Raw genomic sequence first — 16,788 nt, 5'->3', positions numbered from 1 at the left:
GCTCATCCGGTCCGACCGGGCCGCGCGGCAAGGAGATATATTGCCAGACCGGAGGGGCGCCGTGGGCGGGAATCTGGGCGTACACATTTCCTACACAGTTTGGAATCCGACTAACGTTTGCCAGCCGTTACCTACCGCTCGCCGAGCATCTCTTTATATAAGGCAGTCTCATGGTTAAAGCGGATACGTCCCCCTAGCTAAAGCACAGCCAGCATCGAGCAACTCATCACGTTCTTCCACCGAGAACCCCTCGGCGTAGACGCGCACCACTGGTTCGGTCCCGCTAGGACGGACCAGCAGCCACGTGTCATCCTCGAATGCCAAACGCAAGCCATCCATATGACTAACGTTTTGCGGCACCTTGCCACAAATCGACTTGGGGTTTACGCCCGGCAGCAGGGTTCGTAACGTTTCGGCATCTTCGGCCTCAAGGCGCAAATCCCGTCGACCGTAACTCGTCTTACCAAAACTGTCCTCGAGTTGGTCGACCAGAACGCCCAAAGGCGCGTCCGTCTTAGCCATAAGCTCACACAGAATCAGACAGGCGAGGATTCCATCGCGCTCGGGCATATGCGCGGCGATGCCGATACCACCGGCTTCTTCGCCGCCCATGAGGACGCCGCCCTTCTTCATCTCTGCCGCTATATATTTGAAACCGACTGGCTTGACGGTCACGCGGCAGCCAAGCGCCTCGGCAATGCGACGCACGAGCGTCGAGCATGAAAGATTGACGACGACGCGCCCCTCCAAATTACGAAATTGAACCAAGTCGCCCAAAACGAGCGCCATGATCTGATGCGGATGTATATATCTGCCGCGCTCGTCAACCGCGCCGATACGGTCGGCGTCGCCGTCGGTCACCAGGCCAGCGCAAGCTCCGTCCTCGATAACCGTGCGCTCGCAAGCGTCCACCCACGGTTCAACGGGGTCGGGGCAGATATCTTCTTGGTCAGACGCCTGCCCGGCGTGAATCTCGTGCACCTCAACGCCAAGCTCGCGCAGCAAGTCGGCTAGATAGCCCTGGGCTGCGCCGCCCATGGGATCGACAACCACGCGCAGGTGCGCGGCGCGGATGGCTTCGGCATCGACAAACGATGCCACCGCCTGCATATAGTCAGGAATGATATCCGCGGTGCGATATTGCCCCTCGATCCCCATTGGCTCGAGAGCCATGGTCTCTTCGAGCTCTTCGATGACATCCTGGTTGGCGGTCGAGCCGTCACCCATGCGAATCTTGAGGCACAGATAGCCCTGCGGATGATGGGACCCCGTCACCATGAGCGCGCCGCACGCCTCACCGTCATAAGCCGCCGCCCACGTAAGGGCAGGGGTCGGGACAGGTCGCGAAGCGAGCACGGCGTCTAGCCCGTGCGCCGCTAGCACGCCCGCCGCAAGCTCAGCGAACTCGCGCGCCAGGGGCCGGGTGTCGAACCCTATATATACCGTTTTGCCCGGATTGGTCTTTTGCCACAACTCGCCGACGGCATCGGCGATACGGGCAACGTTATCGGCAGTGAAGTCCTCATCGACGCGAGCGCGCCAACCGTCAGTTCCAAAATGAATTATCGCGCACACGCGCAGACACCTCACAGTGTTTGGATCATGGTACGCATGGGGTATACCCGCAACATGCACTCGGCAACCTGCCGGCACCAGCATTCACCATTTGGGCAAATGCTGCCGAGGACATGCAGGCAATAAAAAACTGCCCCGTATGGAGCGGTTTTGCCCTTTATATATCGAGCGCCTCGGCCATCGCTGCCGTAGTGATTGCCGTGGTTCCACAACAACTGCCCACCATTGCGGCGCCGGCATGTCTCCATTCGATGCATGCGCGCGCGAAAGCTTCGGGGTTCTCGTGCCATACGGGGCCATCCTGAGTCTGGACCGGATCGCCCACGTTGGGACGCACCGTGACGGGAGTAGTCGCCGATGCAACCATCCTGGGCACCGCCGCGTTCGCGGCCGCAAGCGAACAGCAATTAACACCAACCGAGTTTGCGCCGTGTTTTTCGGCGTACAAAACGGCTGCCTCGATGTTGAGGCCATCGCCCAACAGGTCGCCTTTATCGTCAACGACAAAACTCACCAGAACAGGCATGCCGTCGGCGGCATCTCGAGCGCCGGCAAGCATGGGCTGCAAATTACGGATAGACGTCACCGTCTCGATCAGCAGACCGTCAACGCCGGCATTGAGCAAGGCGTGCGCCTGTTCGCGCGCAATGCCTCGGATTTCACGATACTCGGCAGAGTCCTCGGCAAACCACTCAATACCGATCGGGCCCATCGAGCCCAGCAGCAGCTGAGGGTGCGCCTGGCGGGCATCGTCGACGGCCCCGCGATTGACCTCCGCCACGGACGGCGCAATCTGGTCGTGTTTGAGGGCATAGCTTGATGCCTGAAAGGTGTTGGTAATGAGCACCTGCGCGCCGGCGGCGACATACAAGCGATGGATACGAGAAACGGTCTGCGGCTCTGCCAGATTCCAAAACGCCGGTGGAATGTCGGCGGCATCGTACTCACTCAACAGAACACTGCCCATGGGGCCCTGCGCCAACAAGGTCTCGCTCGACAAGCGGCGCGTAAGTTCCTCGGCACCAAAGCGGTTGTAATAACTCGTATCCATATATATCCCGCTATTCCTCGACGCTGATTCCCTGCTTTTCGAGATAGGCGAGCCAGCGGCTCATCGTGTCCTCGGATAGCGCATGCTCCATCATGCAGGCCTCGGAATCGGCTCGCTCAAATTCGACACCGAGCTCCTGAACCAAAAACGTGCGGATGAGGCGATGACGGTACCAGATAGCCGTACCAACCTCGCGGCCGCGATCGGTCAGGATCACCTTGCCGTAGTGCGATTGCTCGACAAGCTCGGATGCCTTGAGCGCCGAAACCGCTTTATTGACCGATGCCTTGGAGACGCCAAGGCGCTGCGCGATGTCGACCGATCGCACGCCGTTGGTTTCCCCCTCTTCGCTTTCAATGCGAACCATGCACTCCAAGTAGTCTTCGTTCGCCACCGTCAGATGTAGTTCGCGCGAGCTATTTGTCGTATCCATGATCTTCCGTCCCTTCTGCATTCAATGGCTGATTCTACCCCATCCAAGCGTCGTGGTATGCCGTGGCATACCGTGCTAGAGTTCTTGTTGCACACGACGACCAAGATTGGAGCGGTCTTTATGGAAAACACCACCACGAGCCCCGATGTCCTCGAACGCTTTTTGCGCTACGTCCAGATCAACACGCAGTCCGAGGATGCAAACTGTGACCAGGTACCCTCGAGCGCCGTTCAGTTTGACCTTGCCAACGTGCTGGCTGAAGAGCTGCGCGAGCTTGGTGCGAAAGATGCCCACGTGACCGAGCACGCCTATGTCTGCGCGCATATCCCCGCAAGTGCGGGCGCTGAGGACAAGCCCGCCCTGGGCCTGATCGCCCATCTCGACACCACCGAAGTTGCACCGGGTGCCGGCGTGAAGCCGCACATCGTACACTACGAAGGCGGCGACCTGGTCTGCGGCACGGTTGACGGTAAGCCCGTTGCCATGAGCACCGCCAAGCTTCCCGCCCTGAACGACCTCGCGGGTGAGGACCTGGTCTGCAGCGATGGCACCACGCTGCTGGGCGCGGACGACAAGGCAGGCGTCGCCGAGATCATGTCGCTTGTCGCGCGTATCGCTCAGGATCCCTCCCTGCCCCATCCCGCACTCGGCATTTGCTTCTGCCCTGACGAGGAGATCGGTCACGGAGCCGAGCTGTTGGATATCGATACCTTTGGCTGCAAGTACGCCTACACGGTCGACGGCGGCCCCATCGGCGAGCTGGAGTGGGAGTGCTTTAACGCCGCCGAGGCGACCGTCCGCTTTGAGGGCCAGTCCATCCACCCGGGCGACGCCAAGGGCCGTATGATCAACGCAGGCAATCTGTTCTGCGACTTCAACGCGTTGCTCCCCTACGTGCAGCGCCCGGAGTATACGGAAGGCTACGAGGGCTTTTATCACCTTGAGGGTGTATCTGCGACCGTCGATCACGCCACAGCGCGCTATATCGTCCGCGACCATGACGCCGCCAAGTTCCAGCAGAAACTCGACCTTATTGATGCCGCCGCCTCGATGCTCAACCAGCGTCTGGGTGAGGAGCGCGTGACGGTCGAGATTAGGCAGCAGTATCGAAATATGGCCGAGATCGTTCGTGACTATCCCGAGCTTATTGATGTTGCCAAGGAAGCCTACCTTGCCTGCGGCGTTGAGCCCCAAGTGCTGCCGATTCGCGGCGGCACCGACGGCGCTCAGCTGTCGTTCCGCGGTCTGCCCTGCCCCAACCTTTCCACCGGCGGCTATTGCTACCACGGCGTCAACGAGTTCGTCCCGGTCAGTTCGCTCGTCAAGATGACCGACGTGCTCCAGGAGCTCGTCGCCCGCTTTGCATAGGGAACTCGAACAATCTAGGTAAGCAAAACCGCCCCGTCCTCAAAACCGAGAACGGGGCGGTTTTTGGTGCAAGGGGAGTAGTCAGCACCGCAGGTTGAGCCAACGTCAGCGAGCGACGTCCAAGGCGAACAAGTTGGCATGAAAAAGGCAGGGCATTGACCTTCTGGTCATGTCCTGCCTTTTGAATGACAAATTGTCGCCTTGGGCGGCGCGCAGCGTCGAGCCGTTACGGCGTTTGGTAAAACGCCGTAACTTAGTAGTTAGCTTCGTAGCCGTTGCCGTCGCCGGTGGGCTCTTCGTAGTAGTCCGAATCGCTTGAATCGCTTGAGTCATCGGAATCGTCAGAGCTGACCGATGAGGTTGCGGTACCGTTTGCGTAGTCGTCAGACGTGTTGTTGTTCAGGTCACCGATCGTAGAGCTGGAACCGTCGGAAAGACCCATGGTGTTGGGACCCTTGGGATCCTTGCCGGCATCGACGCGCTCCATCATTTCCTTGAGCTCGTCCTCGTAGACAAAGACGTAGCTCACACCGTCGATCATGGTGCTGTCGTCGGCGTACGAGGGCAGGTTGGCCGAGTAGATACCGTCGACATCCATACCGCGCATGGCGTTGACCGTAGCCACGATATCCTGAACGCTCATATCGGTTACGAGCATATCGGACAGCGAATTAACCAGGCCAAAGATCTTTGTGGCATCGAAGTTATTGAGAATCTGGTTGGCAAGGGCGCCAAGCACCTGACGCTGGTGGCGCATGCGCGTGTAATCGCCGTCGGCATAGGTGTAGCGGCAGCGGGCATAGGTAAGGGCGGTGGCACCGTCCATATGCTGCTGGCCAGCGGTAATCTTAATATCCAGGTGCTCGGGGTCGTCAACATCATCGGTTGCGTTAATGTCGATACCGCCAACCGAATCAATCAGCGCCTGCATACCGTCGAAGCTGACCTCGGCATAGTGGGAAATCTGAACACCGCACAGCTCGTTGACCTCCTCGACCATGGCCTCGGCGCCGCCAACGGTATGGCAGGCGTTGATCTTCATGGTCTCGCCCTTGTACTCGACCTTGGTGTCGCGCGGAACGGAAATGAGCGTCGCCTGTTTTTGCGTGGGGTCGATGCGTGCCAGGATAATCGAGTCGGCACGATACGTATCCTCGCCCGGACGGCCGTCGGTGCCAAGAAGCAGCACGTAGAACGGATCCTTTGCCTCATCGGTGTCAACCAGAACCCGACGCAGATTGTCGGTAATGACATTAGAATCGCCGAGCTTGCCCATAATGGTGGCAAACCACAGGCCGGCAGCGGTAGTGGCACTCAGCAGCACGCCAAGCACGACAATGAGCGCGACGTGACGAATCGTGTGGCTACGGCGACGTTGACGAGCGCGCTCGGAATAGCGAGCCACGTTATCGCGACTGTAGATCTTGGCCTGCGCACCAGTTGAAGGTCTTCGGGTGGTGGTATCCTCGAGGGGTTTTTTATTAAACATAGGCAACCTGTATTAGTAGATGACGGGATCGGGGACGGTAGCATGCTCGACATGCGCGCCAAGCGCCTGCAGCTTTTCGACAAACCGCTCGTAGCCGCGCTTGATGTGATGGATGGCCGAAACCTCGGTCGTCCCGTCGGCGATCAAGCCCGCTACGACGAGGGCCGCTCCGCCACGCAGATCGGGCGAGGTAACCTGTGCACCCGAGAAGCCCTTGACGCCATGAATCATGGCATGATGGCTCTCGATACGAATGTCGGCACCCATGCGCACCAGCTCAGAGGCAAACATAAAGCGATTCTCGAAGATGTTCTCGGTGATAACGGAGCTACCATCGGCAAGGGCGGAGAGCACCATAATCTGCGCCTGCATGTCCGTCGGGAAGCCGGGGAACGGAAGCGTCTGGATGTCGACCGGCTTGATACGCTCGGCACGGTTTACATGGACGCCATCCTCGACGCGCTCGCAGTCGATACCCATGAGCTCCATCTTCTTGAGTACCATGCCCAAGTGAATGGGGCAAAAACCCGTGACGTCGACACCGCGATCGTCGGCCATCAACGCACCGGCGACGATAAAGGTGCCGGCCTCGATGCGGTCGCCCACTACGCGATGGGTAACGGGATGCAGCTCTTCCACGCCCTCGATGGTCACGACAGGCGTACCGGCGCCGACAATCTTAGCGCCCATCTCGTTGAGCATGTTGGCGAGATCGACGATCTCGGGCTCGCGGGCGGCATTGTCGATAACCGTGGTACCCTTCGCGCGCACGGATGCCATAATGAGGTTCTCGGTCGCACCGACACTGGCGAACTCGAGCGTGACGGTGGTACCGCGCAGACCTTGGGGCGCATTAGCGTTGATGTAACCGTGGGCGGTATCGAACTCAACGCCCAGGGCCTCGAGACCAAGAATGTGCATATCGATCTTGCGAGCACCCAGGTTGCAGCCGCCCGGCATGGCGATCTTGGCGCGATGGAAGCGACCCAGCAGGGGTCCCATCACGGCTGTGGAAGCACGCATCTTGGCAACGAGCTCGTAGGGGGCCTCCCAAGAATCGACCTGAGAGGTATCAATCTCGAGCGTGTGCTCGTCGAGAACATCGATCGTAGCGCCCATGCCCTTGAGCACCTTGCCCATCACGTGGACATCGGAAATATCGGGCACGTTCTGCAGCGTCGTCTTGCCCGGCGCCAGAAGCGTTGCCGCCATGAGTTTGAGTGCGGAGTTCTTGGCGCCCGAAACGGGCACGGAGCCTCCGATGGCGTGGCCACCCTCAACGCGGATAATATCCAAGGTCTACCCTTTCAAAAAGCATGCCCGGGATGGCTGGGCCATCCCGGGCATGATGTGTTCGCAAATGGTCGAACGCTAAATCGTTTGACTATTGGGCAAGCTTGAGCTTACACCATGCGATTTCATTATAGAGGTAGGCGCGGCGTGCATCATCCTCCGACAAATTACCCAGCTTCTCTTCAAAACCTTGAATATCAGCTTTAAGCTTGTCGGCATCGACGGTCGCCAAATCGCAAGCGCGCTCGGCGAGAACGGTCACGACATCGTCCGCAACCTGGGCATAGCCGCCGGCCACGGCAAACGTGTGGTCGACAGTGCCCATGGCCTTATCGGAAACGCGAACGTAACCGCGGTCGATCGTGCAGATCTCGCTGGAGTGAGCAGGCAGAACGCCAAACTCGCCATCCGTGGACGGAATCGACACAAACGCAGCGTCGCCCTCATAGGCGCAGCTCACGGGGCACACGATGCGGATACGCATAACCTACTTCTCCCCCATCTTGCGGGCGCGCTCGCGCACGTCCTCAATCGTGGAAGCATAGCGGAAAGCCTGCTCGGGCAGGTCATCGGCCTTGCCGTCGACAATCTCGGCAAAAGAGCGGACGGTATCCTCGACGCGGACGTAGACACCGGGGTTGCCGGTGAACTTCTCGGCGACGTGGAAGGACTGCGAGAGGAACTGCTGAATCTTACGGGCACGGTTGACCGTAAGGCGCTGCTCCTCGGACAGCTCGTCCATACCCAGAATTGCGATGATGTCCTGAAGGTCGGAGTACTCCTGCAGGAGCTCCTGGACCTTGACAGCGACACGGTAGTGCTCCTCGCCGACGATCGAGGGATCGAGAGCGTCGGAGGAAGACGCGAGCGGGTCGATAGCCGGGAACAGGCCGAGCGACGAAATGCTACGCGAAAGAACCGTGGTGGCATCGAGGTGAGTAAACGTCGTGGCAGGCGCCGGGTCGGTCAGGTCGTCTGCGGGGACGTAGACAGCCTGGACGGAGGTAATGGAGCCCGTCTTGGTCGAGGTAATGCGCTCCTGGAGGTCGCCCATCTCGGTTGCCAGCGTGGGCTGGTAACCAACGGCGGACGGCATACGGCCCAGCAGTGCGGAAACCTCGGAACCTGCCTGGGAGAAGCGGAAGATGTTGTCGATGAACAGCAGAACGTCCTGGCCACGATCACGGAAATACTCAGCGGTGGTAAGGCCGGCCAGACCGATGCGCAGACGCGCTCCGGGCGGCTCGTTCATCTGACCGTAGACCAAGCAGGTCTTGTCGATAACGCCAGACTCGCTCATCTCGAGGAACAGGTCGGTGCCCTCGCGGGTACGCTCGCCGACGCCGGTGAACACCGAGGTGCCGCCGTGCTCCTGGGCGAGGTTGTTGATGAGCTCCTGAATCAGAACGGTCTTGCCGACGCCGGCGCCACCGAACAGACCTGTCTTGCCGCCGCGGATGTAGGGCTCGAGCAGGTCGACGGCCTTGATGCCGGTCTCGAAGATCTCGGTCTTGGTGGTGAGCTCGTCGAAACGGGGCGCTGCATGGTGGATGGGGTAGAACTCCTCCACCTCGGGCATGGGCTTGCCGTCGACGGGCTTGCCCATGACGTTCCAAATACGGCCGAGCGTCTTGGGGCCAACGGGCATTTTCATGGGCTCACCGGTATCGGTGGCGATGAGGCCGCGCTGCAGGCCGTCGGTCGAGGACATGGCGACCGTGCGGACGACGCCGCCCGGAAGCTGGCTCTCGACCTCGAGGATCGTGCTCAGATGACCGATCGGGGTCTCGGCCTCGACCGTGAGCGCGTTGTAGATCGGGGGCACCGCGCCGTCAAACTTGACGTCGACGACAGGGCCGATGATTCGCACGATGCGACCATCACCGGCAGTCGTCTTCTTGGTGGCTTCCTCGACCGCAAGCTTTACGGTGTTATTAGCCATTACTGTTCCTCCAATGCTGAGGCTCCGCCGACGATCTCGTTAATCTCGGTCGTGATCGAAGCCTGGCGCACGCGACTATACGTGCGGGTAAGGGTCGAGATGATCGCGGTGGCGTTTTCCGTCGCGGAGTGCATGGCCTTGCGGCGTGCACCCTGCTCGGCAGCCGCCGAATCGATCAGGGCCTGGTAGATGACCGTCAGGATATAAGACGGCACAAGCTTGCCGAGAACATGCTCGGGAGAGGGCACGAACTCGAACGTGGACGAGATGCGCTTAGGGGCGTCGGTCTCGTTCTTACGCGGACCGTGGGCCATAGCGATCATCTCGGGGTCGAGCGGCAACAGATGCTCGACGCGAAGCTCCTGATCCACGCGGTTCTTGGCGTGGTGGTAGACAAGCTCGACACGGTCAAGCTCACCGGCACGATACGCATCGCAGATATGAGAGGAGATCATGCGGGCCTGATTGAAATCGGGCTCAGAGGAGTTGCCCTCAAAGTGCATGATGACGTTTGCGCGGTCGCGGAAATACGTGGCCGGCTTACGCCCGCACGCGATGATCTCGCACTCGATGCCGTCGTTCGCCCAAGAAGCGGCGAGCTTTTCGGCCGTGCGCTCCACCGTCGTATTGAAACCGCCGGCAAGGCCGCGGTCCGAGGCAATAACGACAATCAGGCCATGCTTGACGCTCTCATGCTTCTGCAGCATGGGATCGGTGCCCGAACAGGAGGCGTCGCCGGCGACCGTCAACATGACGTCGGTCAGCGCCTCCTTATAGGGCTCGGCCTGCTTGGAGCGATCGAGGGCACGACGGATCTTGGCCGTAGAGACCATCTCCATCGTGCGCGTGATCTGCTTGGTCGTGGTAACCGAGGAGATTCGCTTCTTAATGTCGCGAAGGTTGGCCATGGGGCTTAGTTCTCCTCTGATCCAGAAACATCCGAATGGTGCTTGGCCATGAACTGCTGCTTGAAGTCGCCGATGACGCGCAAGAGCTCAGCCTTGGTGTCATCATCGATCTTCTTGGCGCGAACCTTGTCGAGCAGCGAGCCAAAGCCATTGTCCATGTACTCGATGAGCTCGGCACGGAAAGGCAGCACGTCGGCGATCTCCAGGTCATCCAGGAAGCCCTCGTTGCCAGCGAACAGCGTAACGATCTGCTCGCCAACCTCAAACGGCTTGTAACGCGGCTGCTTCAGGAGCTCGGTCATGCGGGCACCATGGGTCAGCTGCTTCTGAGTAGCCTCGTCGAGGTCGGAGCCGAACTGCGTAAAGCCGGCGAGCTCCTGGTACGAAGCGAGGTCCAGACGGAGGTTGCCGGCGACCTGCTTCATAGCCTTGGTCTGCGCGTCGCCACCGACGCGGGACACGGAAATGCCCACGTCGACTGCCGGGCGCTGGCCCTGGAAGAAGAGTTCGGACTGCAGGTAGATCTGACCATCGGTAATGGAAATGACGTTGGTCGGAATGTAGGCCGAGACGTCGCCGTCCTGGGTCTCGATGATCGGAAGAGCCGTCATGGAGCCGTAACCGTTCTTCTTGGACATCTTGACGGCACGCTCGAGCAGACGAGAGTGCAGGTAGAAGATGTCGCCAGGATAGGCCTCGCGTCCGGGCGGACGATGCAGCGTCAGCGACATCTGACGGTAGGCCACGGCCTGCTTGGACAGGTCATCGTAGATGACGAGCACGTGGCCACCGGGGTTGGTCTCGCTGGCGGGCTTGCCGTCCTCGCCGTTGTACATGAAGAACTCGCCAATAGCGGCACCGGCCATAGGCGCGATGTACTGCATAGGGGCGGAATCGGCAGCAGTGGCCGAAACGATGATGGTGTAGTCGAGCGCACCGTGCTGAGCGAGGGTCTCACGGATGTTGGCAACCGTGGAGGCCTTCTGGCCGATGGCGACATAGATGCAGACCATGCCCTTGCCGCGCTGGTTGAGGATAGCGTCGATGGCGATGGCGGTCTTACCGGTCTTACGGTCGCCGATGATGAGCTCACGCTGACCGCGGCCAATAGGCACCATGGAGTCGATAGCGAGCAGACCGGTCTGAACCGGCTCGCACACCGGGGTACGATCGATGACGCCGGGAGCCTTGAACTCGATGGGGCGACGGTGCGTGGCGACGATGTCGCCCAGGCCGTCGATGGGCTGGCCGAGCGGATTGACGACGCGGCCGAGCATGGCACGGCTCACAGGGATATCCATAATGCGGCCAGTGGTGCGGCACTCGTCGCCTTCCTTGATGGAGTCGACGGCACCGAACAGAACGGCGCCGACCTCGTCACGGTCAAGGTTCTGGGCAAGGCCGAAGACGGTCTCACCGGTATCGGAGCTCTTGAACTCCAGAAGCTCGCCTGCCATGGCGCTCTTGAGGCCGGAGACGCGCGCGATGCCGTCGCCTACCTCGTCGACCGTTGAAACCTCATGCGTATCGACCGTCGCGGAGAGGCTCGTGAGCTGCTCCTGCAGTTTCTTGGCGATATCCTGGGCATTGAGGGTTTCGGACATTAGGCTTCACCTCCGTACGAATTAGCAGAGTTTGCGAGGGTCTCCTGCGCGATGCGCAGCTGCGTCTTGACGGAAATGTCACGACGCTCGCCGCGGGCCTCGAGCACCAGGCCGCCCACGATAGACGGGTCGACCTGCTCGATAAGGAATACCTTGCGGCCGAAGTCCTGCTCGCATTTCTTAGTGATGGTTTGACGCAGCTCGTCGTCGAGCGGGATCGCCGTGGTGACGGTCACGCCCACTACATCCTCGTCTTCCTCGGCAACATACTTAAAGGCAGCTGCCACCTTGGGAAGAAGGTCGAGCTGGTCGCGCTTGGACATGGTGTCGAGCACGGCGATGATCTCGGGGCTGGCAGAAGCCAAACGCTCGACCATCTCGAGGTCCTCGAACACATGGTTCTCGGCCTTGGCGGCTTCCAAAAGGGAACGCGCGTAGGTCTCGAGCACCTTGTCCTGATAGCGGCTAGTCGGCATTCAGGCTACCTGCTTCCTGGATGTAGCGCTCGATGAGCTTCTTCTGCTCGGCATCGTCCTCGAGTGCCTCGCCCACGATCTTGGTGGCGACGGCAACGGACAGGTCGGCGATGGAGCTCGCGGCACCGGCGTAGATGGACTTGCGCTCGTCCTCGACGGTCGTATGGGCCTTGGCGATGATCTCCTCGGCCTCCTTGTGAGCAGCCTCGATGATACGGGCACGCTCGGACTCGGCGTCCTTACGGGCCTCGAGAACGATGTCGGCAGCCTGACGACGGGCGTCGGTGACGATCGAGTCGGACTCAGCGCGCTTGGCGATAGCCTCCTGCTTGGTCTTCTCGGCCTCGTCGAGGCTCTCCTCGATCTTCTTGCCGCGCTCCTCCATGGTTTTCATGATGCCCGGCAGGGCGACCTTGGCCAGCACGATCCAGATAATCAGGAAGGCGATAAGCGCCGGGATGAACTCCGCCATCTTAGGGATGAGGATGTCCGCACCGGCGGCGCCGTCCTCGGCGAACGCGGAAACCGGCATGAGCAGCGCGGCCGCGGACGCGGAGAGTGCGATCGCGCTCTTCTGGGATGAAAGATTCATACTTGACGCTCCGTGCTATTTAACGATCAGCGCGACAACGAAGCCGATCAGAGCCAGAGCCTCGCCGAAAGCGGAGCCCATGATGAAGACGGTGAACACGCGGCCCTGGACCTCAGGCTGACGGGCCATAGCACCCGTAGCACCCAGAGCAGACAGGCCGATAGCAAGACCAGCGCCGATAACACCGAGACCGTAACCGATAACTCCCACGATTCCTCCTTTGTCGTGCGTGTCTTATTTCACGCAGGATAACCTTTTTATAACTGCCGGGCTCCATGGGTACGGGCACCGGCGGTTTAACGAATTGCCTTACCTTTAAGGCACGAACGGAAGACTACTCCTCCTCCGCGACCTCCTCTGCCTCGGAGACATACACGGCGGTAAGGACCGTGAAGACGTAAGCCTGGATGGCGCCGACCACAAGCTCGATCGCATAGATCAGGATGAGGATGGCAAGCCAGGCCAGCGAAGGCAGGGCGCCGACGGCGTGGGCCGCGGAAACCTGCTGAAGCAGCGGCTGCATGAACATGCTCGCCATGATGGCGAACGAGCCCATGACCACGTGTCCTGCGAACATGTTGCAGAACAGACGGACGGCAAGCGTGATGAGGCGCAGGAAGGTCGAGAAAAGCTCGACGACCCACACGAGCACGTTCATCGGGAAGCTCACGCCCTGCGGGGCGAGGCTCTTGATGTAGCCGATCACGCCGTGAGCCTTGCATCCGTAGTAGATGAAGTACACGAAGGCGAAAATGGCGAGTGCGGCGGTGGAGCCGATTGCGCCGGTGCCGGGCTTCATTCCCGGGATCAGGCCGATCATGTTATTGATCAGGATGAACAGGAAAAGCGAGCACAGGAACGGGAAGTGCTTCTTCCAGTTCTCACCCACGACACCCTTGCCGATATCGTTCTCGACGTACTCGATGATGTACTCGAAACCGTTGACGAAGAAGCCCTTGGGAACCAGGGTCTGCTTCTTCTTGAACACGGCCAGGACGATCAGGAGCACGATCGTGGAGACGATCAGCCAAAACGAGTACTGCGTGATGCCGCAGCTCAGATCGCCCACGACAGGGGTGGAGCTGAACTCGCTGACCAGATGATTAATCTCATCAGGCAGCTTTTCAAAAATTTCCACGACTTACCTTTCGACCTCATGAGGATCTCGCAGCGCCTTGGCGACGCGAACCGCGCAGGCGGCCATAAAGGCCACGAAGCCGATCGCCTCGCCCAGGAGGAACATGCGAAATGCCTCTCCGAACAACACAAACACAACCAAGGTAAAGACAAGCAACGCGATTGCCGAGACCGCGAGACTCACCATACCCTTGAGCATGTCCGCATTCTGCTTATCGTCAAGAACCGGCTTGAGCGTAAAGACAAAGGGAAGGAAGGCAATCGCGCCCGCGATGGCACCTGCAACGATAGCGAGCAGATCGGCTATCTGAAACACTGGCGTCCTCACTTTCCTTTTTTATCGCCTCACAGGACAGTTCCCGCCAAACATTGGTGACTATTGTACGAGCCAATCGCTAAAGTACAACCGAAAAAGCATCGGTTAATACGCACCTGTTCGTTTTCTTAAGACCTTCTTTATGCCGCAGGTACGGTAATACGTTTTTCTCGAACCCTGCAGGGCAAAACGTCCGTTAACAGGAGTGCGCGCGGTCGTCTTTTGCTCGCCCGCGCGCACCATTTCTTCGTATTTTCGACGTTAGCCGGTATGGCCCAGAGATTACAGCGTGCCGTAGATGCGGTCGCCGGCGTCGCCCAGGCCGGGAACGATGTAGGCAGCTTCGTTGAGATGGTCGTCGATGGCGCAGGCATAGATATGCACATCGGGGTCCTTCTCAGTCAGCGACTTGAGGCCCTCGGGGGCCGCGACGATGCACAGCATGCGGATGTCCTTGACGCCGCGCTCGCGCAGGTAGCTGATGGCCATCTCGGCCGAACCGCCCGTGGCGAGCATGGGGTCGACGACCAGGCAGATGCGCTGGTCGATATCCTTGGGCATCTTGCAGTAATACTCATGCGGCTCGTGGGTAACCTCGTCGCGCTCCATACCGATGTGGCCCACGCGAGCGGAGGGTACCAAGTCGAGGATGCCATCGACCATGCCAAGGCCCGCACGCAGAATGGGAACGATGGCGAGCTTTTTGCCGGCGAGCTGCTTAAACGTTGCGGTGGTGATGGGGGTCTCGACTTCGACGTCTTCCATGGGCAGGTCGCGCATGGCCTCGTAGCCGTCAAAAAGTGCGAGTTCGCGCACGAGCTGGCGGAACTGGTTGGTGCCGGTGTTTTTGTCGCGCAGAATCGACAGCTTATGCTGGACGAGCGGGTGATCGACAAGGGTCACACGGGACGTATCGTAGGTGACGGTCATGGGTTGATTGCCCCTTTCGTTGCGGCCGGAAGATGGCCTTGCTGACAAGGCGCATGGCGATGTTGTTGCCGCGCGCCGTGCATAAGTTTAACGGTTTGTTGTATCGAGCAGCTCGTCGCAACCCTACTGAGCGGTGTTGAGCGAACGCTTGACGGCATCACGCCAACCAGCGAGATTGCTCTCACGGCGCTCGGCGGACATATGGGGAAGGAAGGTCTTAACGATCTGAGCGTTTTGCTCCAGCTCCTCCAGGTCCTCCCAATAGCCGACGGCAAGGCCCGCCAAGTACGCGGCACCGATCGCCGTGGTCTCCACCGTCTCGCACTGCAACACGGGGATATCCAGCAGATCGGCCTGGAATTGCATGATGAACTCGTTGCGCGAGGCACCGCCATCGACAGACAGGCGCTCAATCGAAAGTCCCACGTCCTGCTCCATGGCGCGCAGCACGTCGTAGCTCTGATATGCCATGGATTCGCAGGCGGCACGTACGATGGTCGCACGGCTCGAGGCGCCGGTCAGACCGCACACGATACCGCGGGCATGCGGGTCCCACCAGGGAGCGCCCAGACCCGCAAAGGCGGGAACGAAGTAGCAGCCCTCATTGTCGTTGATCGAAGCGGCGAGTTGTGCCGACTCGCTCACACTCGAGATGATGCCGATGTTGTTGCGCAGCCAGTTCATGGTGGAACCGGCAGCAAAGATGGAGCCCTCGAGTGCATAGCTGATCTTGCCGTCCGCGGCGATACCGATCGTGGAGACCAGACCGTTCTTGGATTCGACGACCTCGTCGCCGGTGTTCATGAGCATAAAGCAACCCGTGCCATAGGTGTTTTTGGTCTGGCCGGGATGGAAGCAGCAGTGGCCGAACAGCGACGCCTGCTGATCGCCCGCCACGCCCATGATGGGCGGCATGTTGGTCATGATGTCGCTCGCGACGCGGCCGTAGTCGCCCGAGCTCCAACGAACCTCGGGCATCATGGAACGTGGAACGTCAAAGAGCGCCAGCAGGTCGTCGTCCCAATCGAGCGTATGGATATTAAAGAGCGCCGTGCGGCTGGCATTGGTGTAGTCGGTGGCAAAGACCTGACTGCCGGTGAGGTTGTAGATGAGCCAGGTATCGATGGTGCCGAACATGAGGTCGCCCGCCGCCGCGCTCTCACGCGCACCGTCGACGTTGTCGAGAATCCACTGCACCTTGGAAGCCGAGAAATACGGATCGAGCGTGAGTCCCGTGCGGGAGCGCACCAGCTCTTCTGCGCCCCGCTCGACCAGCTCGTCGATCAGAGGTGCGGTGCGACGGCATTGCCACACGATGGCGTTATAGATGGGCTGGCCGCTTATGCGGTCCCACACCACCGTGGTCTCGCGCTGGTTGGAGATACCGATGGCGGCGATGCGGTCAGAATGGATACCGCTCTTAAACTGGACCTCCATCATCACGCCGATCTGGCTGGCAAGCACCTCCATGGGGTCTTGCTCTATCCAACCGGGACGCGGGAAGCTGGTTTTGACGCTACGACGTGCCTGCGCGACGATGCAGCCGTACTCGTCGACGATGGTCGCAAGTACCGAGGTGGTGCCGCAGTCGAGCGCCATGATGTAGGAACCGCCAAAGTTAAACGAGGCATCTTCCATGCCCAGGCTGCCCAGATTCAACGACATCGCTTACAC

At 60.0% G+C, this 16,788-nt stretch carries 17 protein-coding genes; 1 reads left to right on the top strand and 16 read right to left on the bottom strand.

Features of this window, described 5'->3' with window-relative positions; all coding sequences use genetic code 11:
* Positions 1 to 174: 174 nt before the first annotated feature.
* From ABCP74_RS06560 to ABCP74_RS06550, 3 genes are all read right to left on the bottom strand, one after another.
* Positions 175 to 1,575, bottom strand: a complete 1,401-nt coding sequence (locus ABCP74_RS06560; RefSeq protein ID WP_343001262.1) for a phosphoglucomutase/phosphomannomutase family protein — start codon at positions 1,573 to 1,575, stop codon at positions 175 to 177.
* A 157-nt stretch (positions 1,576 to 1,732) separates the two neighbouring features.
* A complete protein-coding gene (locus tag ABCP74_RS06555; RefSeq protein WP_035138801.1) occupies positions 1,733 to 2,626 on the bottom strand; it encodes a homocysteine S-methyltransferase family protein in 894 nt (297 codons plus the stop codon).
* Positions 2,627 to 2,636: 10 nt separating this feature from the next.
* Positions 2,637 to 3,059: a metal-dependent transcriptional regulator gene (locus ABCP74_RS06550; protein WP_040359600.1), complete on the bottom strand. Its 423-nt coding sequence runs from the start codon at positions 3,057 to 3,059 to the stop codon at positions 2,637 to 2,639.
* Positions 3,060 to 3,179: 120 nt separating this feature from the next.
* Between ABCP74_RS06550 and pepT the strand changes: the two genes are divergently transcribed.
* Complete coding sequence (pepT, locus tag ABCP74_RS06545; RefSeq protein ID WP_148331847.1) at positions 3,180 to 4,427, top strand: peptidase T; 1,248 nt, start codon at positions 3,180 to 3,182, stop codon at positions 4,425 to 4,427.
* A gap of 253 nt (positions 4,428 to 4,680) precedes the next feature.
* On the opposite strand, the gene ABCP74_RS06540 is transcribed toward pepT, so the two are convergent.
* The 13 genes from ABCP74_RS06540 to glpK all read right to left on the bottom strand — a co-directional run bounded on the left by ABCP74_RS06540 (position 4,681) and on the right by glpK (position 16,779).
* On the bottom strand, positions 4,681 to 5,916 hold the full coding sequence (locus tag ABCP74_RS06540; protein ID WP_343011761.1) for an LCP family protein: 1,236 nt from the start codon (positions 5,914 to 5,916) through the stop codon (positions 4,681 to 4,683).
* 12 nt (positions 5,917 to 5,928) lie between these two features.
* Positions 5,929 to 7,212: a UDP-N-acetylglucosamine 1-carboxyvinyltransferase gene (murA, locus tag ABCP74_RS06535; protein ID WP_148331846.1), complete on the bottom strand. Its 1,284-nt coding sequence runs from the start codon at positions 7,210 to 7,212 to the stop codon at positions 5,929 to 5,931.
* An 88-nt stretch (positions 7,213 to 7,300) separates the two neighbouring features.
* Complete coding sequence (gene atpC / locus ABCP74_RS06530; RefSeq protein ID WP_006235718.1) at positions 7,301 to 7,693, bottom strand: ATP synthase F1 subunit epsilon; 393 nt, start codon at positions 7,691 to 7,693, stop codon at positions 7,301 to 7,303.
* 3 nt (positions 7,694 to 7,696) lie between these two features.
* Positions 7,697 to 9,151 carry a F0F1 ATP synthase subunit beta gene (gene atpD / locus ABCP74_RS06525; protein WP_006235717.1) on the bottom strand — a complete coding sequence of 485 codons (1,455 nt, stop codon included), beginning with the start codon at positions 9,149 to 9,151 and terminating at the stop codon, positions 7,697 to 7,699.
* Complete coding sequence (gene atpG, locus ABCP74_RS06520; RefSeq protein ID WP_117743860.1) at positions 9,151 to 10,059, bottom strand: ATP synthase F1 subunit gamma; 909 nt, start codon at positions 10,057 to 10,059, stop codon at positions 9,151 to 9,153. The genes atpD and atpG overlap by 1 nt, the downstream gene beginning before the upstream one ends.
* 5 nt (positions 10,060 to 10,064) lie before the next feature.
* Positions 10,065 to 11,663: a F0F1 ATP synthase subunit alpha gene (gene atpA, locus ABCP74_RS06515; protein ID WP_035138794.1), complete on the bottom strand. Its 1,599-nt coding sequence runs from the start codon at positions 11,661 to 11,663 to the stop codon at positions 10,065 to 10,067.
* Positions 11,663 to 12,139 carry a F0F1 ATP synthase subunit delta gene (locus ABCP74_RS06510; protein WP_035138792.1) on the bottom strand — a complete coding sequence of 159 codons (477 nt, stop codon included), beginning with the start codon at positions 12,137 to 12,139 and terminating at the stop codon, positions 11,663 to 11,665. Before ABCP74_RS06510 ends, atpA begins: the two co-directional genes overlap by 1 nt.
* Positions 12,129 to 12,731, bottom strand: a complete 603-nt coding sequence (gene atpF / locus ABCP74_RS06505) for a F0F1 ATP synthase subunit B (protein ID WP_006235712.1) — start codon at positions 12,729 to 12,731, stop codon at positions 12,129 to 12,131. Before atpF ends, ABCP74_RS06510 begins: the two co-directional genes overlap by 11 nt.
* Before the next feature lie 15 nt (positions 12,732 to 12,746).
* Positions 12,747 to 12,941 (bottom strand): ATP synthase subunit c family protein, encoded by a 195-nt coding sequence (locus ABCP74_RS06500; RefSeq protein WP_022094262.1) that lies wholly within the window; start codon positions 12,939 to 12,941, stop codon positions 12,747 to 12,749.
* 124 nt (positions 12,942 to 13,065) lie between these two features.
* A complete protein-coding gene (gene atpB / locus ABCP74_RS06495) occupies positions 13,066 to 13,869 on the bottom strand; it encodes a F0F1 ATP synthase subunit A (protein ID WP_022094263.1) in 804 nt (267 codons plus the stop codon).
* Positions 13,870 to 13,872: 3 nt separating this feature from the next.
* Positions 13,873 to 14,184 carry a hypothetical protein gene (locus ABCP74_RS06490; protein ID WP_035138788.1) on the bottom strand — a complete coding sequence of 104 codons (312 nt, stop codon included), beginning with the start codon at positions 14,182 to 14,184 and terminating at the stop codon, positions 13,873 to 13,875.
* A gap of 282 nt (positions 14,185 to 14,466) precedes the next feature.
* Complete coding sequence (upp, locus tag ABCP74_RS06485) at positions 14,467 to 15,114, bottom strand: uracil phosphoribosyltransferase (RefSeq protein WP_148331844.1); 648 nt, start codon at positions 15,112 to 15,114, stop codon at positions 14,467 to 14,469.
* Positions 15,115 to 15,237: 123 nt separating this feature from the next.
* The gene (glpK, locus tag ABCP74_RS06480) at positions 15,238 to 16,779 is read right to left on the bottom strand and encodes a glycerol kinase GlpK (RefSeq protein ID WP_148331843.1); all 1,542 of its coding nucleotides are present in this window, start codon (positions 16,777 to 16,779) and stop codon (positions 15,238 to 15,240) included.
* Positions 16,780 to 16,788: the final 9 nt, after the last annotated feature.

Source organism: Collinsella aerofaciens, assembly GCF_039062315.1.
In the GTDB taxonomy this organism is placed as follows: Bacteria; Actinomycetota; Coriobacteriia; order Coriobacteriales; family Coriobacteriaceae; genus Collinsella; species Collinsella aerofaciens_BG.
Note: the sequence above shows the minus strand (reverse complement) of the source record. Positions and strands in the feature narration are given on the sequence as shown.

What these genes read in the sequence shown, in the direction of transcription:
- atpD (WP_006235717.1), bottom strand. Translation starts at nt 9,151, where the DNA reads ATGGCTAATAACACCGTAAAGCTTGCGGTCGAGGAAGCCACCAAGAAG.
- atpA (WP_035138794.1), bottom strand. Translation starts at nt 11,663, where the DNA reads ATGTCCGAAACCCTCAATGCCCAGGATATCGCCAAGAAACTGCAGGAG.
- ABCP74_RS06555 (WP_035138801.1), bottom strand. Translation starts at nt 2,626, where the DNA reads ATGGATACGAGTTATTACAACCGCTTTGGTGCCGAGGAACTTACGCGC.
- pepT (WP_148331847.1), top strand. Translation starts at nt 3,180, where the DNA reads ATGGAAAACACCACCACGAGCCCCGATGTCCTCGAACGCTTTTTGCGC.
- atpF (WP_006235712.1), bottom strand. Translation starts at nt 12,731, where the DNA reads ATGAATCTTTCATCCCAGAAGAGCGCGATCGCACTCTCCGCGTCCGCG.
- ABCP74_RS06510 (WP_035138792.1), bottom strand. Translation starts at nt 12,139, where the DNA reads ATGCCGACTAGCCGCTATCAGGACAAGGTGCTCGAGACCTACGCGCGT.
- ABCP74_RS06540 (WP_343011761.1), bottom strand. Translation starts at nt 5,916, where the DNA reads ATGTTTAATAAAAAACCCCTCGAGGATACCACCACCCGAAGACCTTCA.
- atpG (WP_117743860.1), bottom strand. Translation starts at nt 10,059, where the DNA reads ATGGCCAACCTTCGCGACATTAAGAAGCGAATCTCCTCGGTTACCACG.
- glpK (WP_148331843.1), bottom strand. Translation starts at nt 16,779, where the DNA reads ATGTCGTTGAATCTGGGCAGCCTGGGCATGGAAGATGCCTCGTTTAAC.
- ABCP74_RS06550 (WP_040359600.1), bottom strand. Translation starts at nt 3,059, where the DNA reads ATGGATACGACAAATAGCTCGCGCGAACTACATCTGACGGTGGCGAAC.
- atpC (WP_006235718.1), bottom strand. Translation starts at nt 7,693, where the DNA reads ATGCGTATCCGCATCGTGTGCCCCGTGAGCTGCGCCTATGAGGGCGAC.
- upp (WP_148331844.1), bottom strand. Translation starts at nt 15,114, where the DNA reads ATGACCGTCACCTACGATACGTCCCGTGTGACCCTTGTCGATCACCCG.